The organism is Streptomyces sp. CB02056 (assembly GCF_001905545.1).
GTDB lineage: Bacteria > Actinomycetota > Actinomycetes > Streptomycetales > Streptomycetaceae > Kitasatospora.
This window is the reverse complement of record NZ_LIPD01000012.1, coordinates 215,998-239,260: the sequence shown is the minus strand read 5'-3', so window position 1 is coordinate 239,260 and position 23,263 is coordinate 215,998. Positions and strand designations below refer to the sequence as shown.

24 protein-coding genes and 1 pseudogene are annotated in these 23,263 nt (G+C 74.8%); 15 read left to right on the top strand and 10 right to left on the bottom strand.

From position 1 onward, the window contains the following. Positions 1–195: 195 nt before the first annotated feature. Both AMK13_RS30325 and AMK13_RS30320 read right to left on the bottom strand, forming a co-directional pair. Entirely contained in the window at positions 196–1,377 is a 1,182-nt protein-coding gene (locus AMK13_RS30325) for a globin domain-containing protein (RefSeq protein ID WP_074004926.1), read from the bottom strand. A 131-nt stretch (positions 1,378–1,508) separates the two neighbouring features. Further along, positions 1,509–1,958 carry an RrF2 family transcriptional regulator gene (locus AMK13_RS30320; protein ID WP_049652449.1) on the bottom strand — a complete coding sequence of 150 codons (450 nt, stop codon included), beginning with the start codon at positions 1,956–1,958 and terminating at the stop codon, positions 1,509–1,511. Between the two features lie 306 nt (positions 1,959–2,264). Between AMK13_RS30320 and AMK13_RS30315 the strand changes: the two genes are divergently transcribed. From AMK13_RS30315 to AMK13_RS30305, 3 genes are all read left to right on the top strand, one after another. Beyond that, on the top strand, positions 2,265–3,875 hold the full coding sequence (locus AMK13_RS30315) for a beta-propeller fold lactonase family protein (RefSeq protein ID WP_074004925.1): 1,611 nt from the start codon (positions 2,265–2,267) through the stop codon (positions 3,873–3,875). Positions 3,876–3,975: 100 nt separating this feature from the next. Next, positions 3,976–4,632 (top strand): helix-turn-helix transcriptional regulator, encoded by a 657-nt coding sequence (locus AMK13_RS30310; RefSeq protein WP_049652446.1) that lies wholly within the window; start codon positions 3,976–3,978, stop codon positions 4,630–4,632. Further along, positions 4,629–5,759 (top strand): aminotransferase class I/II-fold pyridoxal phosphate-dependent enzyme, encoded by a 1,131-nt coding sequence (locus AMK13_RS30305; protein WP_074004924.1) that lies wholly within the window; start codon positions 4,629–4,631, stop codon positions 5,757–5,759. The genes AMK13_RS30310 and AMK13_RS30305 overlap by 4 nt, the downstream gene beginning before the upstream one ends. Before the next feature lie 171 nt (positions 5,760–5,930). On the opposite strand, the gene nagB is transcribed toward AMK13_RS30305, so the two are convergent. Together nagB and AMK13_RS30295 are read right to left on the bottom strand one after the other, a co-directional pair. After that, entirely contained in the window at positions 5,931–6,713 is a 783-nt protein-coding gene (gene nagB / locus AMK13_RS30300; protein WP_049652442.1) for a glucosamine-6-phosphate deaminase, read from the bottom strand. A 311-nt stretch (positions 6,714–7,024) separates the two neighbouring features. Then, positions 7,025–7,432, bottom strand: a complete 408-nt coding sequence (locus AMK13_RS30295) for a hypothetical protein (protein ID WP_143204672.1) — start codon at positions 7,430–7,432, stop codon at positions 7,025–7,027. A 299-nt stretch (positions 7,433–7,731) separates the two neighbouring features. On the opposite strand from AMK13_RS30295, the gene AMK13_RS44275 reads away from it, so the two are divergent. The 6 genes from AMK13_RS44275 (at position 7,732) to AMK13_RS30265 (ending at position 14,691) form a co-directional block, all read left to right on the top strand. Further along, complete coding sequence (locus AMK13_RS44275; RefSeq protein ID WP_074004923.1) at positions 7,732–8,493, top strand: serine/threonine protein kinase; 762 nt, start codon at positions 7,732–7,734, stop codon at positions 8,491–8,493. A gap of 53 nt (positions 8,494–8,546) precedes the next feature. Next, a complete protein-coding gene (locus AMK13_RS44270) occupies positions 8,547–10,100 on the top strand; it encodes a serine/threonine-protein kinase (protein ID WP_198959470.1) in 1,554 nt (517 codons plus the stop codon). A gap of 89 nt (positions 10,101–10,189) precedes the next feature. Beyond that, positions 10,190–11,290, top strand: coding sequence for a calcium:proton antiporter (locus AMK13_RS30280; protein ID WP_074004922.1), 1,101 nt, complete (start codon positions 10,190–10,192; stop codon positions 11,288–11,290). A gap of 495 nt (positions 11,291–11,785) precedes the next feature. Next, the gene (locus AMK13_RS30275) at positions 11,786–13,111 is read left to right on the top strand and encodes a geranylgeranyl reductase family protein (RefSeq protein WP_074004921.1); all 1,326 of its coding nucleotides are present in this window, start codon (positions 11,786–11,788) and stop codon (positions 13,109–13,111) included. A gap of 212 nt (positions 13,112–13,323) precedes the next feature. Then, complete coding sequence (locus tag AMK13_RS30270; protein WP_074004920.1) at positions 13,324–13,980, top strand: TNT domain-containing protein; 657 nt, start codon at positions 13,324–13,326, stop codon at positions 13,978–13,980. Between the two features lie 111 nt (positions 13,981–14,091). Next, complete coding sequence (locus AMK13_RS30265) at positions 14,092–14,691, top strand: GNAT family N-acetyltransferase (protein ID WP_074004919.1); 600 nt, start codon at positions 14,092–14,094, stop codon at positions 14,689–14,691. A gap of 35 nt (positions 14,692–14,726) precedes the next feature. Here AMK13_RS30265 and AMK13_RS30260 read toward each other — a convergent pair whose 3' ends face one another. Beyond that, positions 14,727–15,428 carry a DUF4328 domain-containing protein gene (locus AMK13_RS30260; protein WP_074004918.1) on the bottom strand — a complete coding sequence of 234 codons (702 nt, stop codon included), beginning with the start codon at positions 15,426–15,428 and terminating at the stop codon, positions 14,727–14,729. A gap of 310 nt (positions 15,429–15,738) precedes the next feature. On the opposite strand from AMK13_RS30260, the gene AMK13_RS30255 reads away from it, so the two are divergent. The 4 genes from AMK13_RS30255 to AMK13_RS30240 all read left to right on the top strand — a co-directional run bounded on the left by AMK13_RS30255 (position 15,739) and on the right by AMK13_RS30240 (position 17,592). Beyond that, a complete protein-coding gene (locus AMK13_RS30255) occupies positions 15,739–16,215 on the top strand; it encodes a hypothetical protein (RefSeq protein ID WP_143204671.1) in 477 nt (158 codons plus the stop codon). Positions 16,216–16,281: 66 nt separating this feature from the next. Next, positions 16,282–16,695 carry a DUF3040 domain-containing protein gene (locus tag AMK13_RS30250; RefSeq protein WP_143204670.1) on the top strand — a complete coding sequence of 138 codons (414 nt, stop codon included), beginning with the start codon at positions 16,282–16,284 and terminating at the stop codon, positions 16,693–16,695. A gap of 4 nt (positions 16,696–16,699) precedes the next feature. After that, on the top strand, positions 16,700–16,996 hold the full coding sequence (locus AMK13_RS30245) for a hypothetical protein (protein WP_074004915.1): 297 nt from the start codon (positions 16,700–16,702) through the stop codon (positions 16,994–16,996). Positions 16,997–17,007: 11 nt separating this feature from the next. After that, positions 17,008–17,592 carry a type 1 glutamine amidotransferase domain-containing protein gene (locus AMK13_RS30240; RefSeq protein WP_074004914.1) on the top strand — a complete coding sequence of 195 codons (585 nt, stop codon included), beginning with the start codon at positions 17,008–17,010 and terminating at the stop codon, positions 17,590–17,592. A gap of 21 nt (positions 17,593–17,613) precedes the next feature. Here the strand turns inward: AMK13_RS30240 and AMK13_RS45310 are convergent, their stop codons facing one another. The 3 genes and pseudogenes from AMK13_RS45310 to AMK13_RS30230 all read right to left on the bottom strand — a co-directional run bounded on the left by AMK13_RS45310 (position 17,614) and on the right by AMK13_RS30230 (position 19,996). After that, positions 17,614–18,468, bottom strand: a complete 855-nt coding sequence (locus tag AMK13_RS45310; protein ID WP_241853099.1) for an ATP-dependent DNA ligase — start codon at positions 18,466–18,468, stop codon at positions 17,614–17,616. Between the two features lie 96 nt (positions 18,469–18,564). Further along, positions 18,565–19,434: pseudogene (gene ligD / locus AMK13_RS45305) on the bottom strand (non-homologous end-joining DNA ligase); the annotation flags it as partial. Positions 19,435–19,561: 127 nt separating this feature from the next. Next, a complete protein-coding gene (locus AMK13_RS30230) occupies positions 19,562–19,996 on the bottom strand; it encodes a VOC family protein (RefSeq protein ID WP_074004912.1) in 435 nt (144 codons plus the stop codon). Positions 19,997–20,266: 270 nt separating this feature from the next. Here AMK13_RS30230 and AMK13_RS30225 point away from each other — a divergent pair, with 270 nt between their 5' ends. Further along, positions 20,267–20,701, top strand: coding sequence for a CBS domain-containing protein (locus tag AMK13_RS30225; protein ID WP_234348648.1), 435 nt, complete (start codon positions 20,267–20,269; stop codon positions 20,699–20,701). A gap of 148 nt (positions 20,702–20,849) precedes the next feature. Here AMK13_RS30225 and AMK13_RS30220 read toward each other — a convergent pair whose 3' ends face one another. Continuing rightward, complete coding sequence (locus tag AMK13_RS30220; RefSeq protein ID WP_074004910.1) at positions 20,850–21,782, bottom strand: helix-turn-helix domain-containing protein; 933 nt, start codon at positions 21,780–21,782, stop codon at positions 20,850–20,852. Between the two features lie 151 nt (positions 21,783–21,933). Between AMK13_RS30220 and AMK13_RS30215 the strand changes: the two genes are divergently transcribed. Further along, positions 21,934–22,518, top strand: a complete 585-nt coding sequence (locus tag AMK13_RS30215; protein ID WP_049658863.1) for a pyridoxamine 5'-phosphate oxidase family protein — start codon at positions 21,934–21,936, stop codon at positions 22,516–22,518. A gap of 139 nt (positions 22,519–22,657) precedes the next feature. Here the strand turns inward: AMK13_RS30215 and AMK13_RS30210 are convergent, their stop codons facing one another. Continuing rightward, entirely contained in the window at positions 22,658–23,053 is a 396-nt protein-coding gene (locus tag AMK13_RS30210) for a transglycosylase family protein (RefSeq protein WP_079272611.1), read from the bottom strand. Positions 23,054–23,263: the final 210 nt, after the last annotated feature.

Here is a 23,263-nt window from a genome sequence, read left to right as displayed (position 1 = left end):
CTGCCGAACCGGATCCCCGCCGGACGCCCGAACCGCCGGACGGTCGAACCGCCGGATGCCGAACTGCCGGACGCCGGAAGTCGAACGGCACCGGACCGCTCGTGATCGTACCGAGCGGACCGGTGCCGCGGTGGGACTTCGGCCGTGCGACCTCGACCGGGGACGTCAGCCGCCGGGACTCAGGGGCTCAAGGCCTCAGGCGCCGAGCCAGAGGTCCGGCCCGAACACCTCGTAGTGGATGTCCGCCGCCGGGACGCCCGCGGTCAGCAGCTGCTCGCGGACGGCGCGCAGGAAGGGGAGCGGCCCGCAGAGGTAGGCGGTGGTGCCGGCCGGGACCTCGACGGTGGAGAGGTCCACCAGGCCGGTGCGCTCGGCCGGCCACTCGCCGAGCGGCCGCTCGTAGAAGACGTGCGAGTCCGCGTTCGGCAGGTCGGCGGTGAGCCGTGCCAGCTCGGCCCGGAAGGCGTGGCTCAGCTGGTCGCGGTCGCCGTGGACGGAGACGATCCGCCGGGTGGAGCCGGTGGTGGCGAGGTGGTCGAGCATGGCGGTCATCGGGGTGTTGCCGATGCCGGCGGAGGCGAGCAGCACCGGGCCGTCGCCGTCGGCCAGGGCGATGTCGCCCAGCGGGGGCGCCAGTTCGACGGGGTCGCCGGCCTTCAGGTGGTCGTGCAGGTGGCCGGAGACCTCGCCGCCGTCCTCGCGCTTGACGCTGAAGCGCAGCGCGCCGTCGGCGCCGCCGGAGAGGCTGTACTGGCGGATCTGCCGGGCGCCGTCGGCCAGTTCGGTGCGCACCGAGACGTACTGGCCGGGGCGGAAGGCCGGGACGGGGCGGCCGTCGGCGGGGCGGACCAGGTAGCTGGTGACGGCCTCGGTCTCCTGGTGGCGGGCGATCACGGTGTAGGGGCGCCACAGGTCGGCCGGGTCGCCGCCGGCGGCGGCCTCGGCGCGCAGCCGGTCCTCGACGGCGATCAGCGCGTTGGCCATCAGCCAGTAGACCTCGTCCCAGGCGGCGGCGACCTCGGGGGTGACGGCCTCGCCGAGCACCTCCACGATGGCGGCGAACAGGTGCTCGTGGACGATCTTGTACTGGCTGCTGTCGATGCCGACCGAGACGTGCTTGTGGGCGATGCGGGCGAGCATCGCGTCCGGCCGCTGGTCCGGGTGGGCGATCAGGGCGGTGGCGAAGGCGGCTATCGAGCCGGCCAGCGCCTCGCGCTGGGTGCCGTTGGCCTGGTTGCCCCGGTTGAAGAGGTCGCGCAGCAGCTCCGGGTGCGCGGCGAACAGCCGGTCGTAGAAGCGCGGGGTGATGTCGCCGATGGCGGCGCCCACGACGGGCAGGGTGGCCTCGATGACCTCGGTGGACTTCGCGGACAGCATCAGTCGGGCTCCTAACTGGTATCTGAGATTCGCATTAAAGGCTGTGAAAGAGGCGCGCGGCCCCGGTGGGCCGATCGGCCGGTGGGTCCGGCGGTCTCGGTGGGTCCGGCGGTGCCGGTGACGCCGGTGGGTCAGGCGGTGTCGGCGGGTCTCGCGGTGAGGCTGAGCAGGACCGGCCCGGTGGGGGAGGCCACCAGGTCGTCGATGGAGAGGTGGTCGAGCGCGGCGAAGAACGCCTCCTGGGCGCCCCGCAGTGCTCCGCGCAGCCGGCACGCGGCCCGCAGCGGGCAGGGCGGGTCGTCCTCGCAGCCGACCACGTCGCCGACCCCTTCCAGCTCCCGCAGCAGCAGTCCGAGCGAACCGGTCCGCCCGGCGAAGGTGAGCATCAGCCCGCCGCCGCGACCGCGCCGGGCCTCCACCACCCCCAGGTGCTGCAGCCGGCTGACCACCTTCGCCGCGTGGGTGTACGGCACGCCGACGGACGCGGCCACCTCGCGGGTGGTCGGGTTGTCGCCCTCGCCCAGGACGGCCAGTCGCATGGCGATCCGCAGGGCGATGTCGGTGCTCTTGGTCAGCCTCACGTTCGGAACGCTATCGAATGCGACTCCGCAACTCCAATTTTCTGCACGACGTCGATCGAGACCCCGGTCACGTCGATCCGGAGCCCTCGGCCCGGTCGGGGCCGTGGCGGGTTCGTGCACCCTCGCGCGGCGATCGGATCTGAACATTTGGCGACATTAGTAGTCACTCCCTGACGGAAAGTCAGGGCGGCTTCTACGCTTCCCCCGGCTCCGAACCCACCACAGCACCACCACACGTTCGTCCGTGCCGAGCAGCTGGAGAGACCCGTGAGAACACCCCGCACACCCCGTCGTACCCGGACGGCCGTGGCCGCGATATCCGCGACCACGGCCGCACTGCTGTCGCTGCCCGCGACCGCCGAGGCCGTCACACCGCCGCCGGCCGTCGCCGCGCACCTGGCGGTGGCGCCGTACCCGGCGGGCGTCGCGCTGACGCCGGACGGCGGCCACGCCTATGTGACCAGCCAGAGCAGCGGCGCCGTCAGCGTGCTCGACACCACGAGCAACACCGTGTCCGGCGGCTTCACCGCCGGGTCCGGCTCGTACGCCGTGGCCGTGTCGCCCGACGGGCACCGGGCCTACCTGACCCACCACCTGGACAACACCGTCAGCGTCGTGGACACCGCGACCGACGCCGTCACCGCGACCGTCCCGGTCGGCGCCCAGCCCTGGGGCCTCGCCCTCGCGCCGAACGGCTCCCGCGCCTACGTGAGCAACGCCGCCGCCAACACCGTGAGCGTGCTGGACACGTCGTCCGACACCGTGACCGCGACCGTGCCGGTCGGCGCCGAGCCGCACGGCCTGGCCGTCTCCCCGGACGGCGCCCGGCTGTACGTCGCCGCGTCCGGCGCCAAGGCCGTCACCGTGGTCGACACCGCGAGCGGCACGGTGAGCGGCACCGTCCCGGTCGGCCACGGCGTCTTCGGCCTCGCGCTCAGCCCGGACGGCACCCGGCTGTGGACCGCCGACGGCGACGACGGCACCGCCGCCGTGATCGACACCGCGGCCGGTACGGTCCTCGGCACCGTCGCCGTCGGCTCCGGCCCCTACGCGGTGACCGTCTCCCCGGACGGCACGGCGGCCTACGTCTCCAACTACGCCGACAACACCCTGAGCGTGGTGGACACCGCGAGCCGGACGGTCACCGCGACCGTCCCGGTGGGCGCCAGCCCGTACAGCCTGGCCCTGACCGCCGACGGGCGGCACGGCTACCTCGCCGACTTCACCGGCAGCGCCGTCGACGTGGTGACCTTCCCGCTGCCGGTGCCGGACGTGACCGCGATCAGCCCGAACGGCGGCTCCGGGACGGGCGGCACCGCGGTGACCATCACCGGCACCGACCTGGCCGGCGCCACCGCCGTGACCTTCGGCGCGGCCGGCGCCGCCACCTCGTTCAGCTGCACGAAGACCAGCTGCACCGCGACCGCCCCCGCCACCACTCTCGCCGGAGCCGTGGACGTGCGGGTCACCGGGCCCGGCGGCACCAGCGCGGCCGTCGCCGCCGACCGCTTCACCTACACGGCTCCGGCCGCCCACCTGGGCGTCGCGCTCACCGCGACCCCGGTCACCGGGCTGCTCTCCAGCCGGGTCGACTACACCGTCACCCTCACCGGCCAGGGCCCCGACCCGGTGACCACGGCCACCGTCGCCGCCGACCTGCCCGCCGGGCTGACCACGACCTCCGGCGACTGCACCGTCGCCGCCGGGAAGCTGAACTGCGCGCTGACCGCGCCGCTGGCCAAGGGCGCGAGCACCACCCGGCACTTCTCGGTCGGCGTCGGCCTGCTCACCCTGCTCCGCAGCTGGGACGTCACCGTGGCGCGCACCGCCGGGGCGCCCGCCGACCCGTCGCCCGCCACCAGCCGGGCCACCCGCAGCTGCTCCGCGGTGCTCGGGCTGCTGATCACCTGCAAGTAGCGCACGGGCAGCCGCCCCGGGCCCCGCCGGAACCCTCCGGCGGGGCCCGGGGCGCGAAAAGCCCTGGACCAAGTGTCCGATCCGGACGTACAGTCCAGGCATGTCCTCGGAAAACCCCGACCCCCGCGTACGGACCTGGTCCCCGGTCTGCCGCGCGGTGGCCCTGCTGCTCGGCCCGTACGCCGAGGTCGTACTGCACGACACCGCCACCGACCGGGTCCTCGCCGTCTGGAACCCGATGACCCCCCGGGCCCCCGGCGACCCGTCACTGCTCGGCGAGCTCGACGGGATCGACCCCTCCGCCCCCGACGTCTACGGCCCGTACGCGAAGCTGCTGCCCGACGGACGCCGGCTCTCCTCCGTCAGCGCCGTACTGCGCGACGACGACGGGAAGCCCACCGCGGTGCTCTGCGTCAACCTCGACCGCGGCCCGCTGGAGCAGGCCGCCGCCCTGCTGGCCGGCTTCGCCGCCCCCACCGCGCCGCGCCCCGAACCGCTCTTCGAGCGCGACTGGACCGAGCGGATCAACGACGTGGTCGGCGGGTACGTCCGCGCCCAGGGCCGCCCGCTGGAGCGCTTCACCCGCGAGGACCGGCTCGCCGTCCTGGGCGAACTCGACCGGGCGGGCGTGTTCGCCGTCCGGCGCGCCGTCCCCGTCGTCGCCACCGCGCTGCGGATCTCCCGCTCCAGCGCCTACAGCCTGCTCGCCGAGCTCAAGCAGCACCCTGCGGGCCCCGGCGAGGAGGACCACCAGTGACCCGGCTCCCCGACTTCCGGCTCGAAACCCACTTCTCGCGCTGGGAGTTCACCGCCCGCCACCACCTCACCGCCTCCGACGCGCAGACCATGACGATGGCCGAGCTGCTCGCCCTGGCGGGCCCCGAGGACCGCGAGGCCTGGGACACCCTGGCCCTCGGCTACACCGAGACCTTCGGCGACCCCGGGCTGCGCCGCGCCGTCGCCGGGATGTACGAGCGGGTCGGCGAGGACGACGTGATCTGCTTCGGCGGCGCCCAGGAGGGGCTCAACCTCGCCATGCAGGTCCTGCTCGAACCGGGGGACCACGCGGTGGTGCTGACCCCGAACTACCAGTCCGCCGAGACCGTCCCGCTCTCGCTCTGCGAGGTCACCGGCGTCGCGCTGGACCCGGAGCGGGACTGGGCGCTGGACCTGGACGCGGTCGAGGCGGCGCTGCGGCCGAACACCAGGGTGCTGTCGGTCAACTTCCCGAACAACCCGACCGGCACGGTGATCGACGCCGCCGACTTCGTCCGGCTGGCCGAGCTCTGCGACGAGCGCGGTGTCCGGCTGTTCTCGGACGAGGTCTACCGCGGCCTGGAGCGCGACCCGGCCCGCGCCCTGCCGCAGGCCGCCGACCTCTCCGAGCGGGCCCTCTCGCTCAACGTGACCTCCAAGTCGCTCGGCCTGCCCGGCCTGCGGATCGGCTGGATCGCCTGCCGGGACCAGGAGCTGCGCTCGCGCCTGGAGCGGGCCAAGCACTACACCACGATCTGCAACTCGGCGCCGAGCGAGGTGCTGGCCCGGATCGCGATCACCGCCCGCGACCGCATCCTGGCCCGCAACCGCGCGATCATCGCCGGGAACCTGCCGCTGTTCGACGCCTTCTTCGCCGAGTTCGCCGACCTCTTCGAGTGGCGCGCGCCGGACGGCGGCTGCGTCGCCTTCCCGCGCTACCTGGGCCCGGACGGCGTGGAGGAGTTCTGTACCGCGCTGGTCGAGCAGGCGGGCGTGCTGCTGCTGCCCGCCGGGATCTTCCGCTCGGAGCTGACCCCGACCCCGGCCGACCGGTTCCGGATCGGCCTCGGCCGCCGCGACCCGGGCCCGGGCCTGGCGGCCTTCGCCGACTGGCTCCGCAAGCGCTGAGCGGCGCTTCCCGTGCTGAGCGGTGCTTGCGGAACTGAGCGGTGCTCCCCACGCTGAGCGGCGCTCGCGGTACTGAGCGGCGTCTCCGTACGGCGAAACGGCCGGGGCGCCGGCCACCGAGGGGAGTCGGTGGCCGGCGCCCCGGCCGTCACGGCCGCTGCCCGGGAGCGCTCAGAGCTTCTGCCAGGCCGGCTTGGCCGCGTAGGTGTCGCGGAAGTAGTCGGCGAGCTTGAGGCGGGAGGCGGCCGCCTCGTCCACCACGACGGTGGCGTGCGGGTGCAGCTGCAGCGCCGAGGCGGGGACGACCGCGGAGAGCGGGCCCTCGACGGCGAGCGCGACGGCCTCGGCCTTGGCCTCGCCGGTGGCGAGCAGGACCAGGTGGCGGGCCTCCAGGATGGTGCCGATGCCCTGGGTGATGACGTGGTGCGGGACCTCGTCGAGGCTGTCGAAGAAGCGGGCGTTGTCCTCGCGGGTCTGCCGGGTCAGGGTCTTGATCCGGGTCCGGGAGGAGAGCGAGGAGCAGGGCTCGTTGAAGCCGATGTGGCCGTCCGTGCCGATGCCGAGCAGCTGGAGGTCGACGCCGCCGGCCTCGGCCAGCGCGCGGTCGTAGGCGGTGGCCGCCGCGGCGATGTCGGAGGCGTTGCCGTCCGGGCCCAGGAAGGAGTCCTCGGTCAGGCCGAGCGGCTCCACGACCTCGCGCAGCACCACCGAGCGGTAGGACTCCGGGTGGCCGGCGGGCAGGCCGACGTACTCGTCCAGCTGGCAGATGCGCGCCTCGGCGGCGTCCAGTCGGCCGTCGCGGACCCGCTCGGCCAGGGCCTGGTAGATCGGCAGCGGGGTCGATCCGGTGGCCACGCCGAGCAGGGCGTCGGGCTTGTCGGTCAGCAGATCGGTGATCGCCGCGGCGATGAGTTCGCCGGCCGCACGGGCGTCAGGGACGATCACGATTTCCATACTGGGTCCACCGTTCTGAGGCGAGGCTGAGGTCTAGACCTCCAAGGTCTAGACCAGTTTGCCGTGAAGGGGTGCCCCAGGTCCACCCGGGTCCGCGTTCCGGATGATCTCCGCCACCGCCTCTTCTGCCTGATCGGGACGGCTGCCGCCCGATCGGGACGACCGGGGCCGGTCGTCGGGACGGGATGTCCCGGCGGCCGGCCCCGGTGGTGGTGCCCTCTACTGCTTCCCGCCCCCTGGTCGTCCGGACGGCTGCCCGGTCGTACGGACGGCGTGGGGGTGGCGGGTGCGGTGCCTCGGCGGCCCCGCGATCAGAACGGGCGGGTACAGGTGGTGACCTGCTTGGCGACGTCCAGCGCGGGGCCGGCGGTCGCGCAGATCATGCGGGGGGCGCCGGCGGTCACCCGCGGGGTGACCGCCTTGGCGGAGCCGAACCGGACGGTGGTCGCGGAGGCGACTGCCTCCCAGGGGCTGCCCCAGGCGGCCTGGGTGCGGACCTCGACCCGAACCAGCGTCAACTGGCCCGGGTCCGCGCTGACCTGGGCGACGCCGACGATGCCGGCGCCGTCGGCCTGGTGCGAGATGCAGGGCTGGTTGAGCACCGTGGCGCAGAGCGCGGTGTCGGTGTCGGACGTCGCGGTGGCCGCTATGGCCGGGGCCGCCGTCAGGCCGGCGATCCCTGCCGCCGCCATCACCACAGCTGCGATCCGAGCGCGCATGATACGAACCTCCTTGGAAATTAAGGGAATCTCACTCCTTGAGATGAGTCTTGCACACATCGTGAACGTGTTGTGTGTGCGTTGCGTCACACTCATGGTGACCGTTCAACTACATCCTGCAACCATTCCTCATCTGTTCAGCACACGGACAACTCCAGTCCTGACGGATGATCAGTTCATGGGTGGAAAAGGGCGGTTCCTCACCCGTCTGGGTGGCGGGTTTGCCCCCGGGGCGAATAGGACGGATACCATCGACCCCATCCCACGGAGGTATCGACCCGATCCCACGGAGGTGCCGCGTGGACACGGTCATCGTCCAACTGCCCGGCCCCGGGCCCGGGATGAGGCCCGGTGGGGCCCCCGGCCTGCTGCGGATGGGCCCGGGCGAGACCGCGGTGTTCGGGCGCGGGGAGCCCGGCCGACCGGTCCCCATCCCACTGCCCGACCAGGGCGTCTCCCGCCGGGCGGGGGAGGTGGTCGCGGCCGAGGACTACTGGCGGCTGTCCAACTTCAGCACCTCGGCCACCTACGTGGTGGAGAACCTGGAGGGCGCGGGGGAGCACGTCAAGGTCGCGCCCGGCCGGCTCGGCGCCCCCGTCCCGTTCGAACTCTCCCGGGTGCTGCTGCCCGCGCTCGGCGAGCCCGCGGCCTTCAAGGTCTTCGCCCCGCAGCACGCCTACCTCGACGGGCGGCCCGGCGGCGCCGACGGCGAGCACACCGTCAGCCCGTTCGCCCTGGACCCGACCGCCAAGTACTTCCTGGTCCTGCTCGCGCTCTGCGAGCCCCGGCTGCGCTCGCCCTCCGCCGCCGCCGTCCCCGGGGTGACCGAGGTGCTCGCCCGGCTGCGCGCCCTGCCCGGCTGCCGCGGGCTGAGCCGCTCGGCGGTCAACTACCACATCGACTACCTGGTGGAGGCCAAGCTGCGGCTGCGCGAGCCGTACGAGGAAGGGTCGGCCGGCGGCAAGCGCGAGGAACTGGTGGCGCTGGCGCTGAAGTTCGACCTCGTCCGGGAGGAGCACCTGGCCCTGCTCCCGCCCCGGCGCCCGGTCGCCCGGCCGTGACGCCCGGCGCCCCGTCCGAGCCGTCGCCGCGGTCCGAGCCGGAGCCGGAGCCGTTGCCGCGGTCCGAGCCCGAGCCGGAGCCGGGTTCCGACCCCGGGCCGTCCGGGGGCCCGTCCTTCGCGGTCCCGGAGGGCTACCCGATCGCCGGCTACCGCCTCGGCGCCTTCCTCGGCGCGGGTGCCTGGGGCAGCGTGTACGCCGCCGAGGGCCCCGACGGGAGCCAGGCCGCCGTCAAGATCCTCGGCGCGGCCCGGTTCGCCCCCGGCCAGCGCCGGACCGTGGCCCGGATGGCCCGCAGCGAACAGCGCTTCAGCCGCCGCGCCGATCACCCCCACCTGATCCGAACCCTCGCCGTGGCCACCGTCGAGGACCCGGACCATCCGGCGCTCGACGGTGCCGTCGCCCTGGTGATGGAACGCGCCGCCGGCAGCCTCCAGGACCTGCTGGGCGAGGCCCGCCCCGGTGCGGCGGTGCCCGGCGCCGAGCGGATCCTGGCCGAGGTCTGCGCCGGGCTGAGCCACATGCACCGGGTCGGCTGGGTGCACGGGGACCTGAAACCGGCCAATGTCCTGCTGATGCCCGACGGCACCGCGAAGATCGCCGACTTCGGCCTCACCGCCGAGCTGGAGGGCACCCACGCCTACGCCCCGCCGCTGGGCTCGCCCGACCACGTCCCGCCCGAGTGGTGGTCCGAGCGCACCGGCGCCCGCGGCATCGCGCTGCGCCCCAGCGCCGACGTCTGGGCCTTCGGGGTGATCGCCCACCAGGTGCTCACCGGCGGCCTGCACCCCTTCCTCGGCGCCACCAGCCGGGCCCGCTCGCTGGCCGCCCAGGCGTACGCGCGGGGCGCCGCGCCGCTGCGGCTGCACGAGGCGCTGCCGGTGCGCTGGCGGCCGGTGGTCGCCGCCTGCCTCGCCCCCGGGCGGGAGGAGCGGACCCGGACCGGCCCGGCCGGGCTGGCGGCGCTGGTCGCCCGGGCCGCCGCCGTTCCGGGCCGGGGCCGTCGGGCCGCTGTCCGGGTCGCCGTCCAGGCCGCCGTCCGGTCCGGCGCGGGCCTGCTCGCCTGCGGGCTCGCTGTCCTCGTCCTGGCCGGTGGCCCGGAGTCCGGCGGTCCGGGCGCGGCTGAGCGCGCGGCGCCCCCGCCGCCCGGCGCGATCCCGGCCGGATCGGACGTCCCGGTGGCCTACCGGGGCATGATCGAGACCGCGGCGCGGCGCTGCCCCGAGCCGGAGGTCACCCCGGTGCTGCTGGCCGCCATGCTGAAGGCCGAGAGCGGCTTCGACCCGAAGGCCGCCCGCCCGGAGACCGGCGAGTACGGCATCGCCCTGTGGACGCCCTCCGTCTTCGAGGCCTGGGGCAAGGCCGCCACCCACGCCGGTCCGAAGTCGTACTGGGACCCGGGCGACGCGATCGCCGCGATGGGCAACTACGCCTGCTGGCTCGACCAGCAGATAAAGCGCCACGGCTTCACCCACGACCTGCCCGCCCTGGTCGCGGCGGCCTACCGGACCAGCGACAAGACCGTGGCGACCGCCGGGGGCGTCCCGGAACGGCTTCGGCGACATGTCGACAAAGTGCTTCAGTACCTTCACGGCTACGGTGGGTGACTGCCGAATTGGGATGAGTTATGCCACATCCCTATGTATCCGGCGCGGGCACCCGGGTGACGGGCCTCCGGTCTGGGATCCTCGGCGGCATGATCACGAAGCTCCGCGCGGCTCTCGCGCAATGGACCGTCGTCGTCCCGGTGGTGTCGTTCCTCGTCCTCGCCCTGACCTGGCACAAGGAACTCCCCGGCTGGGTGGTGGCGGTGGTCGCCTGCTTCCTGGTGGGCGCCGTGCTGTCGGCCGTGCACCACGCGGAGGTGATCGCGCACTGGTCGGGGGAGCCCTTCGGGTCACTGGTCCTCGCCGTGGCGGTCACCGTGATCGAGGTCGCGCTGATCGTGACGCTGATGGCCGACGGCGGGGACAAGTCCTCCACCCTGGCCCGGGACACCGTCTTCGCCGCCGTGATGATCACCTGCAACGGCATCCTCGGACTGTCCATCCTGGTCGCCGCCGTCAAGTACCGGACCGCCGTCTTCAACGCCGAGGGCACCGGCGCCGCGCTGGCCTGCATCGCCACCCTCGCGACCCTCAGCCTGGTACTGCCGACCTTCACCACCAGCTCGCCCGGCCCCCAGTTCTCGACCACCCAGCTCACCTTCGCGGCCACCGCCTCACTGGTGGTCTACGGCCTGTTCGTGGCCACCCAGACCGTCCGGCACCGTGACTACTTCCTGCCCGTCACCCCCGAGGGCCGGGTGCTGGCCGAGGAGGAGCACGCCTCACCGCCCACCCTCCGGGCCGCCGGGATCAGCCTGCTGCTGCTCGCCGTCGCCCTGGTGGCGGTGGTGGGCCTGGCCAAGGGCGTGTCGCCGACCATCGAGAAGGCGGTGGACGACGCCGGGCTGCCGCACGCCGTGGTCGGCGTCGTGATCGCCATGATGGTGCTGCTGCCGGAGACCATCGCGGCGCTGCGCGCGGCCGTCCGCAACCGGGTGCAGACCAGCCTCAACCTCGCCCTCGGCTCGGCGCTCGCCAGCATCGGCCTGACCATCCCGGCGGTCGCGATCGCCTCCACCTGGCTCTCCGGCCCGCTCGTCCTCGGCCTCGACCCGGCGCACATGGTGCTGCTGAGCCTGACCATCGTGCTGCTCACCCTCACCGTCATCCCGCGCCGGGCGACCCCGCTGCAGGGCGCGGTGCACCTGGCGGTGCTGGCGGGGTACGTGGTGCTGGCGCTGAACCCGTGAGGGCCCGCCGGCCGTAGTCGACAGTGGAAGCCCCTGCCACGTTCCCCCGTGCGGTCAGGGGCTTCCGCCGTTCCCGGGGCCGGATCGGGTGGTGCCGGTGGTGTCAGTGGTGTCAATGGGATTAGTGGGACTGGTGGTGAACCCGGGAGGCGGTGCCAGCCGTGGTACCGGATGAGGGCCCCGGTCCGCCCCCGTGGTCGGGGCCCTCGTCGAACCCGGCGCGACCGCCGTTGATCCCCCCGAGGGGTCCGCGCCGCGGAACGACGGAGAGCCCCTGGTCCCGCTGCTGCTCGCGGGCCGGGGGCTCGGTTGCGTCCGGGCCCCGGCGTGGCGGGTGGACCCGTACGGCAGGGGTGGCCGGTATTGGCCGGTTCGCGGGGCGGCCTGCGTGTCGGGGCGGCGGGCGGGCGCCGGGGTTCTCTATCGTCCGTCCGGAACCGCCCAGTCCGAGGACTCCGTCGCGCGGACAGCCGATCCGACCCGTGGGAGAGTGCGATGCCCGGCCCAGAGCAGACCGTCCGGCCCGAGGAGACCGTCCGTGGCGGGGAGGCCGTCCAGGACGGGGGGAGCGCCGACGTCATCGTGGTCGGCGCCGGACCGGCCGGCTCCACCGCCGCCGCCCACCTCGCCCGGACCGGACTGGACGTCCTGCTGCTGGAGAAGTCCGCCTTCCCGCGCGAGAAGGTCTGCGGGGACGGCCTCACCCCGCGCGCCGTCAAGCAGTTGACCGACCTCGGCATCGACGTCTCCGAGGAGGCCGGCTGGCTGCACAACCGGGGCCTGCGGCTGATCTCCGGGCACCGCTCGGTGGAGTTCGACTGGCCCGAGCTCTCCGCCTACCCCGGGTACGGACTGGTCCGGCGCCGCGCCGACTTCGACGAACTGCTCGCCCGCAAGGCCGCCTCGCTCGGAGCCCGGGTGGTCGAACGCGCCAATGTGACGGGCCCGACGCTGGACGAGCGGACCGGCCGGATCACCGGCGTCATCGCCAAGCTGGGCGAGGAGCGCCGGCCGGTCGCCTACCGGGCCCCGGTCGTGGTCGCCGCCGACGGCAACTCCACCCGGCTGTCGGTGGCGATGCGGCGCTACCGCCGCACCGACCGCGCGATGGGCGTCGCCTACCGGACGTACTTCACCACCCCGAGGCACGACGACCGCTACCTGGAGGTCTGGCTCGACCTGCGCGACCCCGACGACCGGGCCCGGCGCCAGTTGCCCGGCTACGCCTGGGTGTTCGGCATGGGCGACGGCACTGCCAACGTCGGCCTCGGGGTCCTCGACACCGCCGGGACCGAGGCGGACTGGCGCGAGGTGCTGCGGCGCTGGTGCGACGGCCTGCCCCCGGAGTACGGCTACACCCCCGACGCGGTCACCGAGCCGATCCGCGGTGCCGCCCTGCCGATGGGCCTCAACCGCGCGCCCCACTACGCCGACGGTCTGCTGCTGATCGGCGACGCGGGCGGGACGGTCAGCCCGGGCACCGGCGAGGGCATCGCCTACGCGATGGAGTCAGGCCGCTACGCCGCCGAGACCATCGTCCAGGCCCTCGCCCGCCGCACCGACCGCGGTCGCGAACTCGCCCTGCGCGCCTACCCGCAGGCGCTGCGCTCCGCCTACGCGGGCTACTTCGCGCTCGGCCGCCTGGCCGCCGACCTGCTGGGCCGCCCGAAGCTGCGCGGCGCGGCCGGGGCGGCCGGGCTCGGCCACCCGGCGCTGCTGAAGGCGGCGTTCCGGCTGATGGCCAACCTGACCGAGCCGAACTCCAAGGACGCCCTCGACCGGCTGCTCCACCTGCTCGGGCGGGTCGCCCCGGGGAAGTGACCCGGGCGCGCCGGACCGCTCATCCTCGCGGACGGGCGGTCCCGGTGTCCCGGCTTTGGCCGAATCCGCCGAGTCGAACGCGCAGTCGCACTGATCATGTTGACGAATGATCAGATGATCCGATTGCCTGGTGTCGAACCAGCCACGGAGGGTGAGCAGAACGCTCCTCCGTGGCTCCTTTTTCGACCGCTGACCCGTTCGACGGAGACACCGTGCGCCTTCGCCTTCGCCTGCTCGTCGCGCCGCTCGCCGCGGCCGCCGCCCTCACCGCCGTGACCGTCCCCGCCGCCGTCGCGGCCCCGGCGGCCACCCCCGCCGACCAGTGCTCCGCCGCCTTCCGCCACGACGACGCCCGCCTCGGCCCGGCCGACCTCCCGACCGCCGGGCCGGTCGGCCGCCAGCTCGTCGGCTACCAGCGCACCGGCGGCGCGGGTGAGCAGGACTTCCTGGCCAAGTACTACGACCCGGCCGGCAACGGCGGCAAGGGCGGCTGGATATACCCGCCGGCCGACGGCTACGTCACCCTGCCCGACGGCAGCCCGATCGAGTTCGACCTCACCCTCTACCCGAACCAGAACATCGACCGCTACGGCAGCGAGTACGGCGCCTACCTCGCCCCCGAGGGCCTGCCCTACGCCAGCCGCGCGCTCCCGCCGCAGAGCCTGGACGGCACCCCGCCGGCCGCCTGCAACTACCACGACTACAAGGTGGTCAAGGCCTTCACGGTGCACGCCGGCCCGATCGCTCCCTGGTTCAACCAGCCCGGCTGGGGCCTCCAGTACCAGCTCGACGCCACCCTGCTGCCCGGCGGCCCGGCCAAGCTGAACGTGCTCTGGCTGGTGGAGAACGGCTACCTGGCCCGGATCTGACCGCGCCCCGTCCGCCCGCCCGCTCCGTCCACGAGGGCGGAGCGGGCGGGCGAAGTCGGGCACCGGAATATTCGCTGGCGGGCCCCCGGGAGCGGGGGATAGGAAGACGGGATGACCATCAGCGATCCCGGCACCGCCCAGCGGCTGTTCCGCCCCACCGTCCTCGACCTCGGCGACGCCGTGCTGCGCCCGTGGGGGCCAGGCCTCGACGTGGCCGGCGGAATCGTGCCCGCCCTGCTCGCCGCCGCGGCGGACCCGGCCGTCGCCCGCTGGAACCCGCTCAGCGCCACCGGCCCGGTCGACCCGCAGGCCTACCTGGAGCGCTGCGAGGCAGGCTGGGCCGACGGCAGCGCGGCCTCCTTCGCCGTGATCGACGCCGCCGACGGCAGCCTCTGCGGCAACGCCTACCTGGGGTGGAGCAACCGGGACGACGGCGTGGCCATGGTCGGCTACTGGCTGCTCGCCGCGGCCCGCGGGCGGGGCCTGGCCACCCGGGCCACCACCGCCGTCACCCGCTGGGCAGTGGAGCGCGCCGGCGCCCGCCGGATCGAGCTCTACCACGCCGTCGGCAACGAGGCCTCCTGCCGGGTCGCCGAGCGGGCCGCCTTCCCGTACGAGGGCACCCTGCGCGCCTCCTACACCTACGGCGGGGGCGTCTACACGGACGAGCACCTGCACGCCCGGCTGGCCTCGGACCCGTTCACGGACTGAGCGCCCGGCCGCGGGCCCCCGGCCGGCGGAACGGCTCAGCCCCGGACGGTTCCGCCGCGGACCGCGTACGCGTGGGCGGTGGACTCGGCGAAGCGCTCCTCCTGCATGGCCGTCAGCCGCTGGACGACCAGGACGGCGAGGACGGCGGCGACCACCTCCAGCACGTCGGAGGCCAGCAGCCAGCCGAGGGCGGTCTGGTAGTCGTCCGGGTACTTCGCCGAGTTCAGGTAGTTGGCGCCGAACCGGCCGGTCGCGTTGGCCAGCCAGAAGGTGGCCCACCAGAGGTTGACCAGCGGCTGGGGGTGCGGCAGGCGCACCCCGGAGGCGTCCGGCCGGGCGCTGGCCGTCCAGGTGTCGACCGTGATCCGGAACGGGAACCAGAGGGCGACCACGGGGGTGAACCAGCCGCCGATCGCCCAGCCGCGCTTGAACCGGTGCCCGCTCGGGTCGAAGACCTCCGCGTTCACCCGCACCCGGTGGAACCAGGTGATGAAGGCGACCGCCGAGGCCAGCAGGGTGAGCGTCTGGACCAGGCTGACGTTGTCGTAGAGCAGGGCCGCGTCCGTCAGCGCGGACTCGTCGGCCAGGTCGGAGTCGGCGGCGAACTCCCCCGCCTCCCCGTACAGGCGGAAGCCCGCGGCGAGCGAGGCGAGGGTCGCGGTGCCGCACACGGCGAGCAGGACGGTGGCGGCGGTGGAGCTGGGTCTGGGCGAGCGGTACAGGGCGGGCGAAGGCATCGGGGACGGACTCCTGGACTGGACCAATGTGACGGGGCGACACCCTAGGGCCTGCGGGCAGCCCCGGACCAGCGGCTTTTCGCGGACCGCACCGCACGACGGGCCCCGGCGCGCGGCCGCCGCCCCCGCCCCGGCCCCGGCCCGCGCTCCGGAGCGACGGCGCACGCGCGGAGCGGCGGTCCGGGCGGCGCGAACCGACGGCCGCGCGGCGCCCCGCCGTGGCTCCTTGCCACGGCCCCCCGCCGCGGATCCACGGGGCGCAGGCTGCGCGCGCGGCGGGGGAGCGACCTAACCTGGAGGAGAGCGTTCGGTGCGTCGCCCGCGAACGGAAGCGGTGGTCATGACGGTGGTCTCGGCGGCTCTCTTCGGTACCGACTGGTGGCAGCCCGCGCTGCCCGGCGGTGCCGAGTTGCTGCGCGAGTGCGCGGTACGGGGCTGGACGGTCGTGCTGACCGGCCCCGGGCCGGCCGGGGCGCCGGCACTGGCCGTGGCCGACCCCGGGGGCGACCCGGTGCGGGCCGCGCTGGACCTGGTGGACGGCAGGCCCTCGCACGCCGTGGCCGTCGCCGGGAGCGTGCGCGAGGTCCGGGCGGCGCGGCGGGCCGGGGTGCCGTGCGTCGCCCTGGCGGCCGGCCGGGACACCGGCCCCGAGCTGCGGGCGGCGGGCGCGGCCGAGGTCCACCGCGACGCCGCCGCCCTGTTGAGCGTCCTGGACGACAGCCTGCTCGCCCGCCCCCGGGCGTTCGGGCCCGTCGGCGCCGGAACAGGCGGTGCCCGGAACGGTTAGCGCGAGCCCGTACCGGGCAACCGCCCGGGTGCGAGCACGTCACCCGAAGTGTCGGAGGTGACCGAGATGGACGGACCCGCGTTGAGCGGATGGGAGCGGCGGCTCCTCGAGGAGATCGAGTCCGATCTGCGTCAGGACACACGGCTCGACCGGAAGCTGAGCACCATGGGCGCCGAGCCGCCGAGCCGGGTCCGGGGCGTGCTCCGCGGCATCGGGCGCAGGTTCTCGGCGGGGGTCGTGCTGACCGCCCTGGTGATGACGATGATCTGCCTCGGCGTGGGCCTGCGGACCCCGGCCACCGCCGTACTGGTCGCGCTTGGCGTGGTCTGGGCGGCCACCGTGGCGGCCGCGTTCGCCGCCTCCGAGCTGCTGCGCCGCCGACGCGCCGGCCGCGGCGGCACCGAAGCGGTGGACCCGGCGGAGGTCCGGGAGCGCCGGGAGCGCCGCGAACGGCGGCCCTGGGACCGTCCGGAGGCGTGACACCATGACCACCGACCTGTGGGAGTACCGCCCGGGCTCCCATCCCGCCGCCGACCTCACGCTGGTCGGGTACGAGGTGCTCGCCACCGACGGCCCGGTCGGCCGGGTCGAACAGGACGCCGGGGACCACCTGCTGGTCGACGCCGACCCCTGGGTGCCCGGCACCCGGGTGCTCGTCCCGGCCGGGCTGGTCGCCCGGCTCGACCACCTCGACCGCGCCGTCCACCTCGACTGCCCGCGCGCCAGGCTCAGCTCCGCCCCGCCCGCGGCCGTCGACCTGACCGCCCCGCACCCGCGCTGAGCGACCACGCCATGGGCTGGCCGTCCACCACGCTCACCGGACGCGTGATCGCCTTCCTGGTCGCACCGTACGGGGCCGAACAGGTCGAACTGACCGACCCCTGGCAGGCCGTCGCCGAGTCCGGCGGCACCCCGCGGCTGCTGTCCACCGCCGAGGGCCGGGTCCGCACCGTCCGGCACCACGCCGAGGGCGACACCTTCGCCGTGGACGCCCTGGTCGCCGAGGCCGACCCGGCGGCCTACGACGGGCTGGTCCTCCCCGGCGGCGTCGCCAACCCCGACCGGCTGCGCCTGGACCGCCCGGCGGTCGCCTTCGTGCACGCCTGCTGCGCCGCCGGCCGTCCGGTCGCGGCGATCTGCCACGCGGCCTGGACGCTCATCGAGGCCGACGCCGTCCGCGGCCGCACCCTCACCTCCTGGCCCAGCCTGCGCACCGACCTGGTCAACGCCGGCGCCCACTGGGTGGACGAGCCGGTCCACGTCTGCCACGACGGCCCCGGCCCGCTCGTCACCAGCCGCAAGCCGGGCGACCTGCCGCTGTTCGACGACGCCTTCGTGACGGAGTTCGCCCACGCGGCGGCGAAACGGAGGCGGTGAGCAAGGGGAGCGAGGGCGGGGTCAGTCGCCGCGGAGGCGGAGGAAGGTGGCGGACGGCGGGCGGCCGGTGAGGGTGAACTCGGCGCGGAGCGGGGCGGTCAGCGGGTGGACCTCGCCGTGGTCCGGGTCGGTGGCGGGCGGGCCGAGCAGGGGGCGGGCGAGTTCGGCGACCTCGCGGGACTGGACCGGGGTGAGCCTCGGGGTGGTCAGGAACACCCGGCCGTCGTCCAGCTGGAGGATCAGCGCGTGCGGGTGGGCGGCCGGGCCGGTGACGGCGCGGACGGTGGCGTCGAGGGTGTCGCCGCGGCGGTACTTGACCCAGACCCGGCCCGCGCCGCGCGGGCGGTACGGGGCCGCCGCGGCCTTGCAGACCAGCCCCTCCACCCCGGTGTCGGCGAGCCGCTCCGTCCACTCCAGCGCCTCCGCCCGGTCGGTGGTGGCCATGACCGGCCGGATCGGCGGCGGGACGTCGGCGAGGGCGGCGAGCAGCAGCCGGCGGCGGTCGGTGAGCGGAAGGGCCCGTACGTCGCGGCCGGGCAGCGCCAGCAGGTCGAAGGCGATCAGGCCGAGCGCGACCCCGGTGGCGGCGGCGCGGGCCCGGCGGGTGCGCAGCAGCTCGCCGAAGGCGAACCGGCCGTCGCGCCAGGCGACCAGTTCGGCATCCAGCACCAGGCCCTCCGGCAGCCGGGCGACGGCGGCGGCGATCGGCGGGAACTCGGGGGCGAGGTCGCGGCCGCTGCGGGACTGGAGGTACGCGGGCCGCCCGCCCCGGGCGAAGGCGACGCAGCGGAAGCCGTCCAGCTTCAGCTCGTACTGCACGCCCCCGCCGCCCAGGCCGTCGGCGGGCGGGACGGCGGCCACGGCGGCCGGGCGCATCACCTCGACGGGCGGGTGCAGCATCTGGGCCGGCCGCGCTCCTTCCGCCCGCCTGGTCGGTGGTGATCCCGTCGGCGGTGGCGCCGCCGGTGCGCCGGGCAGCGGCCGGGCCCGCTCCGGGTCCAGCAGCGGGGCGAGCAGGTCGCCGTGGGCGGCCAGCCGGTCGGGCACCTCGGCGAGGGTGAAGACCAGGTCCCGCTCGTCGGCGGCCCGTTCCAGCTCCGCCCAGGCCAGCGGGGTGGAGACGGTCGGCAGCGGCCTGGCCCGCAGGGTGTACGGCGCGGCGGTGGTCTTCTTGGCGTTGTTCTGCGACCAGTCGACCAGCACCCGGCCCCGGCGGCGGGCCTTGGCCATGGTGTGCACCACCAGCTCCGGGTGCTCGGCCTCCAGGGCGGCGGCCAGCGCCTTCGCGTACCCGGAGACCCGGGCGCTCGGCGCGGGCTCGATCGGGACCAGCAGGTGCAGGCCCTTGGAGCCGGAGGTCTTCACCCAGGCCGTCAGGCCGTCCGCCGCGAGCCGCTCGCGCAGCAGCAGCGCGACGGTGCGGCAGGTGAGCACGTCGGCGCCCTCGCCGGGGTCCAGGTCCAGCACCAGCCGGTCCGCGAGGGCGGGTCGGGCCGCGTGCCACTGCGGGACGTGCAGTTCCAGGCAGCCCAGGTTGGCGACCGCCAGCAGCGCCGCGCCGCTCTCCAGCACCACCTGGCGCAGCTCGCCGGTGTTGCTCGGCACGTCGACCGTGCGCACCCAGTCCGGGGTGCCGGGCGGCGGGTTCTTGGCGACGAACACCTCCGCCTCGACGCCGTCCGGGCAGCGGAGGAAGGAGACCGGGCGGTCGCGCAGGTGCGGGAGCAGCGCGGCGTGCACGGCGGCGTAGTAGCGCAGCACCTCGCCCTTGGGGGTGCCGGTGCGCGGGTAGTACACCTTGTCGAGGTGGGAGAGGGCGAGGGTGCGCCCGTCCACCGTCATCTGCGGCACGGTCCGCCTCCGATGCCTCCGGTGCCTCCGGTGGGGTGGCCCCGCTGTCAGTCTGCCCCGGTCCGGCGGCCACCGCCTCGGCGCCGCCGCTCCGGGCCGTCCGTGGCCGCGGACCGCCTCACCCCCGTGGGCGGCCGGCCGGCCGGGGCGCGCCCGGGTAGGTGCCGAAGTACCAGCGGTTGCCCTCCGGGTCGGCGGCGGCGAAGTCGCGCGAGCCGTAGTCGGTCTCGTACAGCCCGGTGGTGATCCGGGCCCCGGCGGCCACCGCGCGGGCGTGCACGCCGTCCGGGTCGGCGGTGACCACGTACGCGGTGAAGCCGCCCGGCAGGCCCGGCCACGGTTCGGCGTTCTCGGGTGTCGGACGGTCGGAGCCGAGCATCACGCCGCCGCCCTCGGGCCAGGCGAGTTCGGCGTGCGCGACGAACTCGCCCTCGCCGTAGGTGACGACCTCCTGGAAGCCGAAGGCGTCGACCAGGAAGCGGATCAGGGCCCGGGCGTCGGTGGCGCGCAGGTTGGGCCAGACCTGCGGGGCGGGGGTCTCGGTGGTGTCCATGGCTCGCTCACTCCTCGGGACGTGCGGGTGGCCGGGCCGGTGGCCGGGCCGGTCGCGTTCTCCTCCACTCTGCGGCCGCGCCCCGGGCCCCGCCTCGAAGGTCGCGCGGACTCGCCCGCTCCGGCTGCGCGGGGTCGCGGGCGGAGGCGGGGTTGCTTATGGTGAGGGCGCGGTCACAGCCCCCTTCCGCCCCGACGGCGGGAGCCCGGGAGCACCGCCGGGGGGATGCGGGGGGATCAGGCGGGGGGAACCACCGACGAAGGAGTCCCCGTGACCAAAGCCCGAGACATCATGCACACCGGTGCCCAGTGCATCGGCGCCCACCAGACGCTCGCCGAGGCCGCGCGGATGATGCGCGACAAGCACGTGGGCGCGCTGCCGATCTGCGGCGACGACCAGAAGCTCAAGGGCATCATCACCGACCGCGACATCGTGCTGCGATGTATCGCGGAGGGCAAGGACCCGGCCACGATGACGGCCATCGAACTGGGCGGCCACCTGCACTGCGTACGCGCCGAGGACAGCATGGAGACGGTGCTGCGCAAGATGGAGCAGCACCAGATCCGGCGGATCCCGGTGATCGACGGGGACCGGCTGGTGGGCATGATCAGCGAGGCCGACCTGGCGATGGGCCACCGCGAAGGCCAGCGGCTGACCGATCAGCAGATCATCGAGTTCATGGACAGCGTGTACCTGAAGCACTGACCGGCTGACACCCCGCCCGGCCCGCCTCGCCCCGTTTCCGCCCTGCCCCGCCCCGCCCGCTCCGGTGACCGGCCGGCCCCCCGTACCGGCCGGGCCCTTCGAGCGTGCCGGGCGGGGCAGCGGTGCGTCTTGTACGAATGCGCACGCCTCAGCTCCCGGAACCCCCTGGGGCCAGGACGGTGCTGGTCACCCGCCCGCTGACCCGGTCGGTGACCCGCTCGGCGGGCCCGGGCAGGGCGGCGGCGGTGCGCCGGGCGGCCAGGAACGCGCGCGGCGAGCAGCCGACCATGGCGCGGAAGGTCCGGTCGAGGTGGGACTGGTCGTAGTAGCCGCAGCGCGTGGCCAGGTCGGCGCCGGTGGGCCGGTGCCCGGAGCGGTGGTCCTCGGAGGGGTGGTCCTCGTGCGCGGTCAGGGCGTTGAGGGTGCGCTGGAGCCGGAGGATGCCGGCCGCCTGCTTGGGGGCCAGCCCGAGGTGCTCGCGGAAGCGCAGCTCCAGTCGGCGGCGGCTCCACCCGGTGCCCTCGACCAGGGTGCCGATCGGCACCAGCCCGTGCGAGTGCCGCAGTTGCCGCCAGACCCAGTGCACGGACGGGTCCCAGTCCGGCCCGTACGCGAACAGCGCGCCGAAGTACCCGTCCAGCATGGCGAACCGGGCCGGCCAGCTCGGCGCGTCGGCCAGCCGGTCGGTCAGCGCCCGCAGCCGAGGGCCCAGGACGTCCCCGGCCTCGGCCCAGTGCCCGCCGAGCTCGCCGGCCAGCGGCCCGAACGCCCGGAACGCGCCCTGCGGGGTGAGCGAGACGGCCAACCCGTGCAGCGCGCCCGCGTGTTCGGCGACCGTCGCGGTGCGGCGCAGCCCGGCCGCGACCGAGCCGAAGGAGGCCGCGGCCGCGGGGGAGACGGCGTCGGTGAGGCTCATGGTGCCCTCGAAGGCGAGCGCCACGGTGACCACGTCCGTCGGCACCTCCAGCCGTCGGAGCGGCTGCCGCAGCGCCAGCCGGTAGCCCCGGTAGCCGAGCACGTACCCGCGCAGCGGCGCGGCCGGCGCGCCGAGGACCGTCCCGGGAGGGGTGTTCCGGATCATCGCAACTCCCCAGCTCGGTCCGGCGGGTGACAAGCGCACGGGCCATCGTAGGCGGCACCGCCCGGCCCCCGGGAGGGCCCGGGCGGTGCGGGGCGTCTCAGGAAGCGGAATCCGGTTTCTTGCCAGCCGAGATGGGGGAAGACTGGCGGACATGGGAAAGCAGTACGAAGCCATCGACGGTCGGCTGCGCCGGTTCATCGAGCGCCAGCCGGTCTACTTCGTGGCCACCGCCCCGCTGGCCGCCGACGGGCACGTCAACCTCTCGCCCAAGGGCCGGTCAGGGACGCTCGCGGTGATCGACGAACTCACCCTCGCCTACCTGGATTTCGGCGGCTCGCAGGCCGAGACGGTCGCCCATCTGCGGGAGAACGGCCGGATCACCCTGATGTGGTGCGCCTTCGAGGGCCCGCCGACCGTGGTGCGGGTGCACGGGCGCGGGGAGCCGGTGTTCCGGGACGACCCGCGGTTCGCCGAACTGCTCGGCCACTTCGACCCGTCCGCCGACGGATCCGGGCTGCGGGCGATCGTGCTGGTCCGGGCGGAGCGGGTCAGCGACTCCTGCGGGTACGCGGTGCCGTTCATGGACTACCGGGCCGACCGCGACCTGCACGCCCAGTACTTCGACCGGAAGGACGAGGAGGAGTTCGGCGCCTACTGCGAGCGCAAGCCGCTGGTCGGCAGCAGCATCGACGGGCTGCCGGCCGTTCCGCTGCCGCTCCCGCCCCGGCCGTCCTAACGGGCCCGTTCCACCGGGGTGGCCGGGATCCGGGGGCCGAGGGGCCGGGAGCCGAGGGGTCGGGATCCGGGGCTCCGGCCGGGAGCGCGACGAGGCCGCCGCGCCCCGGGTGGGGTGCGGCGGCCTCGTGGCCCGCGTCCTACTTGCTCAGACCGGCCTTGACGGAGCAGACCGGCCAGGCGCCGGGGCCCTGGGCGGCGAGGACCTTCTCGCCGATGGCGATCTGCTGGTCCTTGGTGGCCTGGTGGGCCTGCGCGGCGTAGGAGGTGCCACCGAAGGCGGCCCAGGTGCTCTGGGTGAACTGCAGGCCGCCGTAGAAGCCGTTGCCGGAGTTGATGGCCCAGTTGCCGGTCGCCTCGCAGGCGGCGACCTTGTCCCAGACCGTGGCCGGCGCGGCGGAGGCGCTGGTGGCCGTGACGAGGCCGGCCACGGGCAGGGCGGTGATCGCCCCGGCCATCAGAGCCATCCGGACGCGGTTGCGGCGCTTCGGGGTGGCAGTGGTGGTGGCAGCGGCGGTCTCGTTACGGAAGGTCATGGAGTTCCTTTCGGAGGGGTCTGCGAGCGCGCGGAACCAGGCCCTCGGAAGGCCGTCGGTTTCGGGGACACGTCACTCGCGTGGTCCTGCACCGTTCTGCCCGGGGGCGGTTGGCCCGGCCGGAGCGGATCGCTCGGTGCAACGGGTTCGAAGTTACGGGGGTGGACGGGGCGGTTTCAAGGATCCGAAGGTTTAGCCACGTCAGAGGGG

Coding starts and splice junctions, on each gene's coding strand:
- AMK13_RS30295 (WP_143204672.1), bottom strand. CDS start 7,432: ATGCGCGCTCGGATCGCAGCTGTGGTGATGGCGGCGGCAGGGATCGCC.
- AMK13_RS30215 (WP_049658863.1), top strand. CDS start 21,934: ATGGGAAAGCAGTACGAAGCCATCGACGGTCGGCTGCGCCGGTTCATC.
- AMK13_RS30210 (WP_079272611.1), bottom strand. CDS start 23,053: ATGACCTTCCGTAACGAGACCGCCGCTGCCACCACCACTGCCACCCCG.
- AMK13_RS30275 (WP_074004921.1), top strand. CDS start 11,786: ATGCCCGGCCCAGAGCAGACCGTCCGGCCCGAGGAGACCGTCCGTGGC.
- AMK13_RS30240 (WP_074004914.1), top strand. CDS start 17,008: ATGGGCTGGCCGTCCACCACGCTCACCGGACGCGTGATCGCCTTCCTG.
- AMK13_RS30250 (WP_143204670.1), top strand. CDS start 16,282: ATGGACGGACCCGCGTTGAGCGGATGGGAGCGGCGGCTCCTCGAGGAG.
- AMK13_RS30265 (WP_074004919.1), top strand. CDS start 14,092: ATGACCATCAGCGATCCCGGCACCGCCCAGCGGCTGTTCCGCCCCACC.
- AMK13_RS45310 (WP_241853099.1), bottom strand. CDS start 18,468: ATGCGCCCGGCCGCCGTGGCCGCCGTCCCGCCCGCCGACGGCCTGGGC.
- nagB (WP_049652442.1), bottom strand. CDS start 6,713: ATGGAAATCGTGATCGTCCCTGACGCCCGTGCGGCCGGCGAACTCATC.
- AMK13_RS30220 (WP_074004910.1), bottom strand. CDS start 21,782: ATGATCCGGAACACCCCTCCCGGGACGGTCCTCGGCGCGCCGGCCGCG.
- AMK13_RS30230 (WP_074004912.1), bottom strand. CDS start 19,996: ATGGACACCACCGAGACCCCCGCCCCGCAGGTCTGGCCCAACCTGCGC.
- AMK13_RS30310 (WP_049652446.1), top strand. CDS start 3,976: ATGTCCTCGGAAAACCCCGACCCCCGCGTACGGACCTGGTCCCCGGTC.
- AMK13_RS30280 (WP_074004922.1), top strand. CDS start 10,190: ATGATCACGAAGCTCCGCGCGGCTCTCGCGCAATGGACCGTCGTCGTC.
- AMK13_RS30325 (WP_074004926.1), bottom strand. CDS start 1,377: ATGCTGTCCGCGAAGTCCACCGAGGTCATCGAGGCCACCCTGCCCGTC.
- AMK13_RS30260 (WP_074004918.1), bottom strand. CDS start 15,428: ATGCCTTCGCCCGCCCTGTACCGCTCGCCCAGACCCAGCTCCACCGCC.
- AMK13_RS30245 (WP_074004915.1), top strand. CDS start 16,700: ATGACCACCGACCTGTGGGAGTACCGCCCGGGCTCCCATCCCGCCGCC.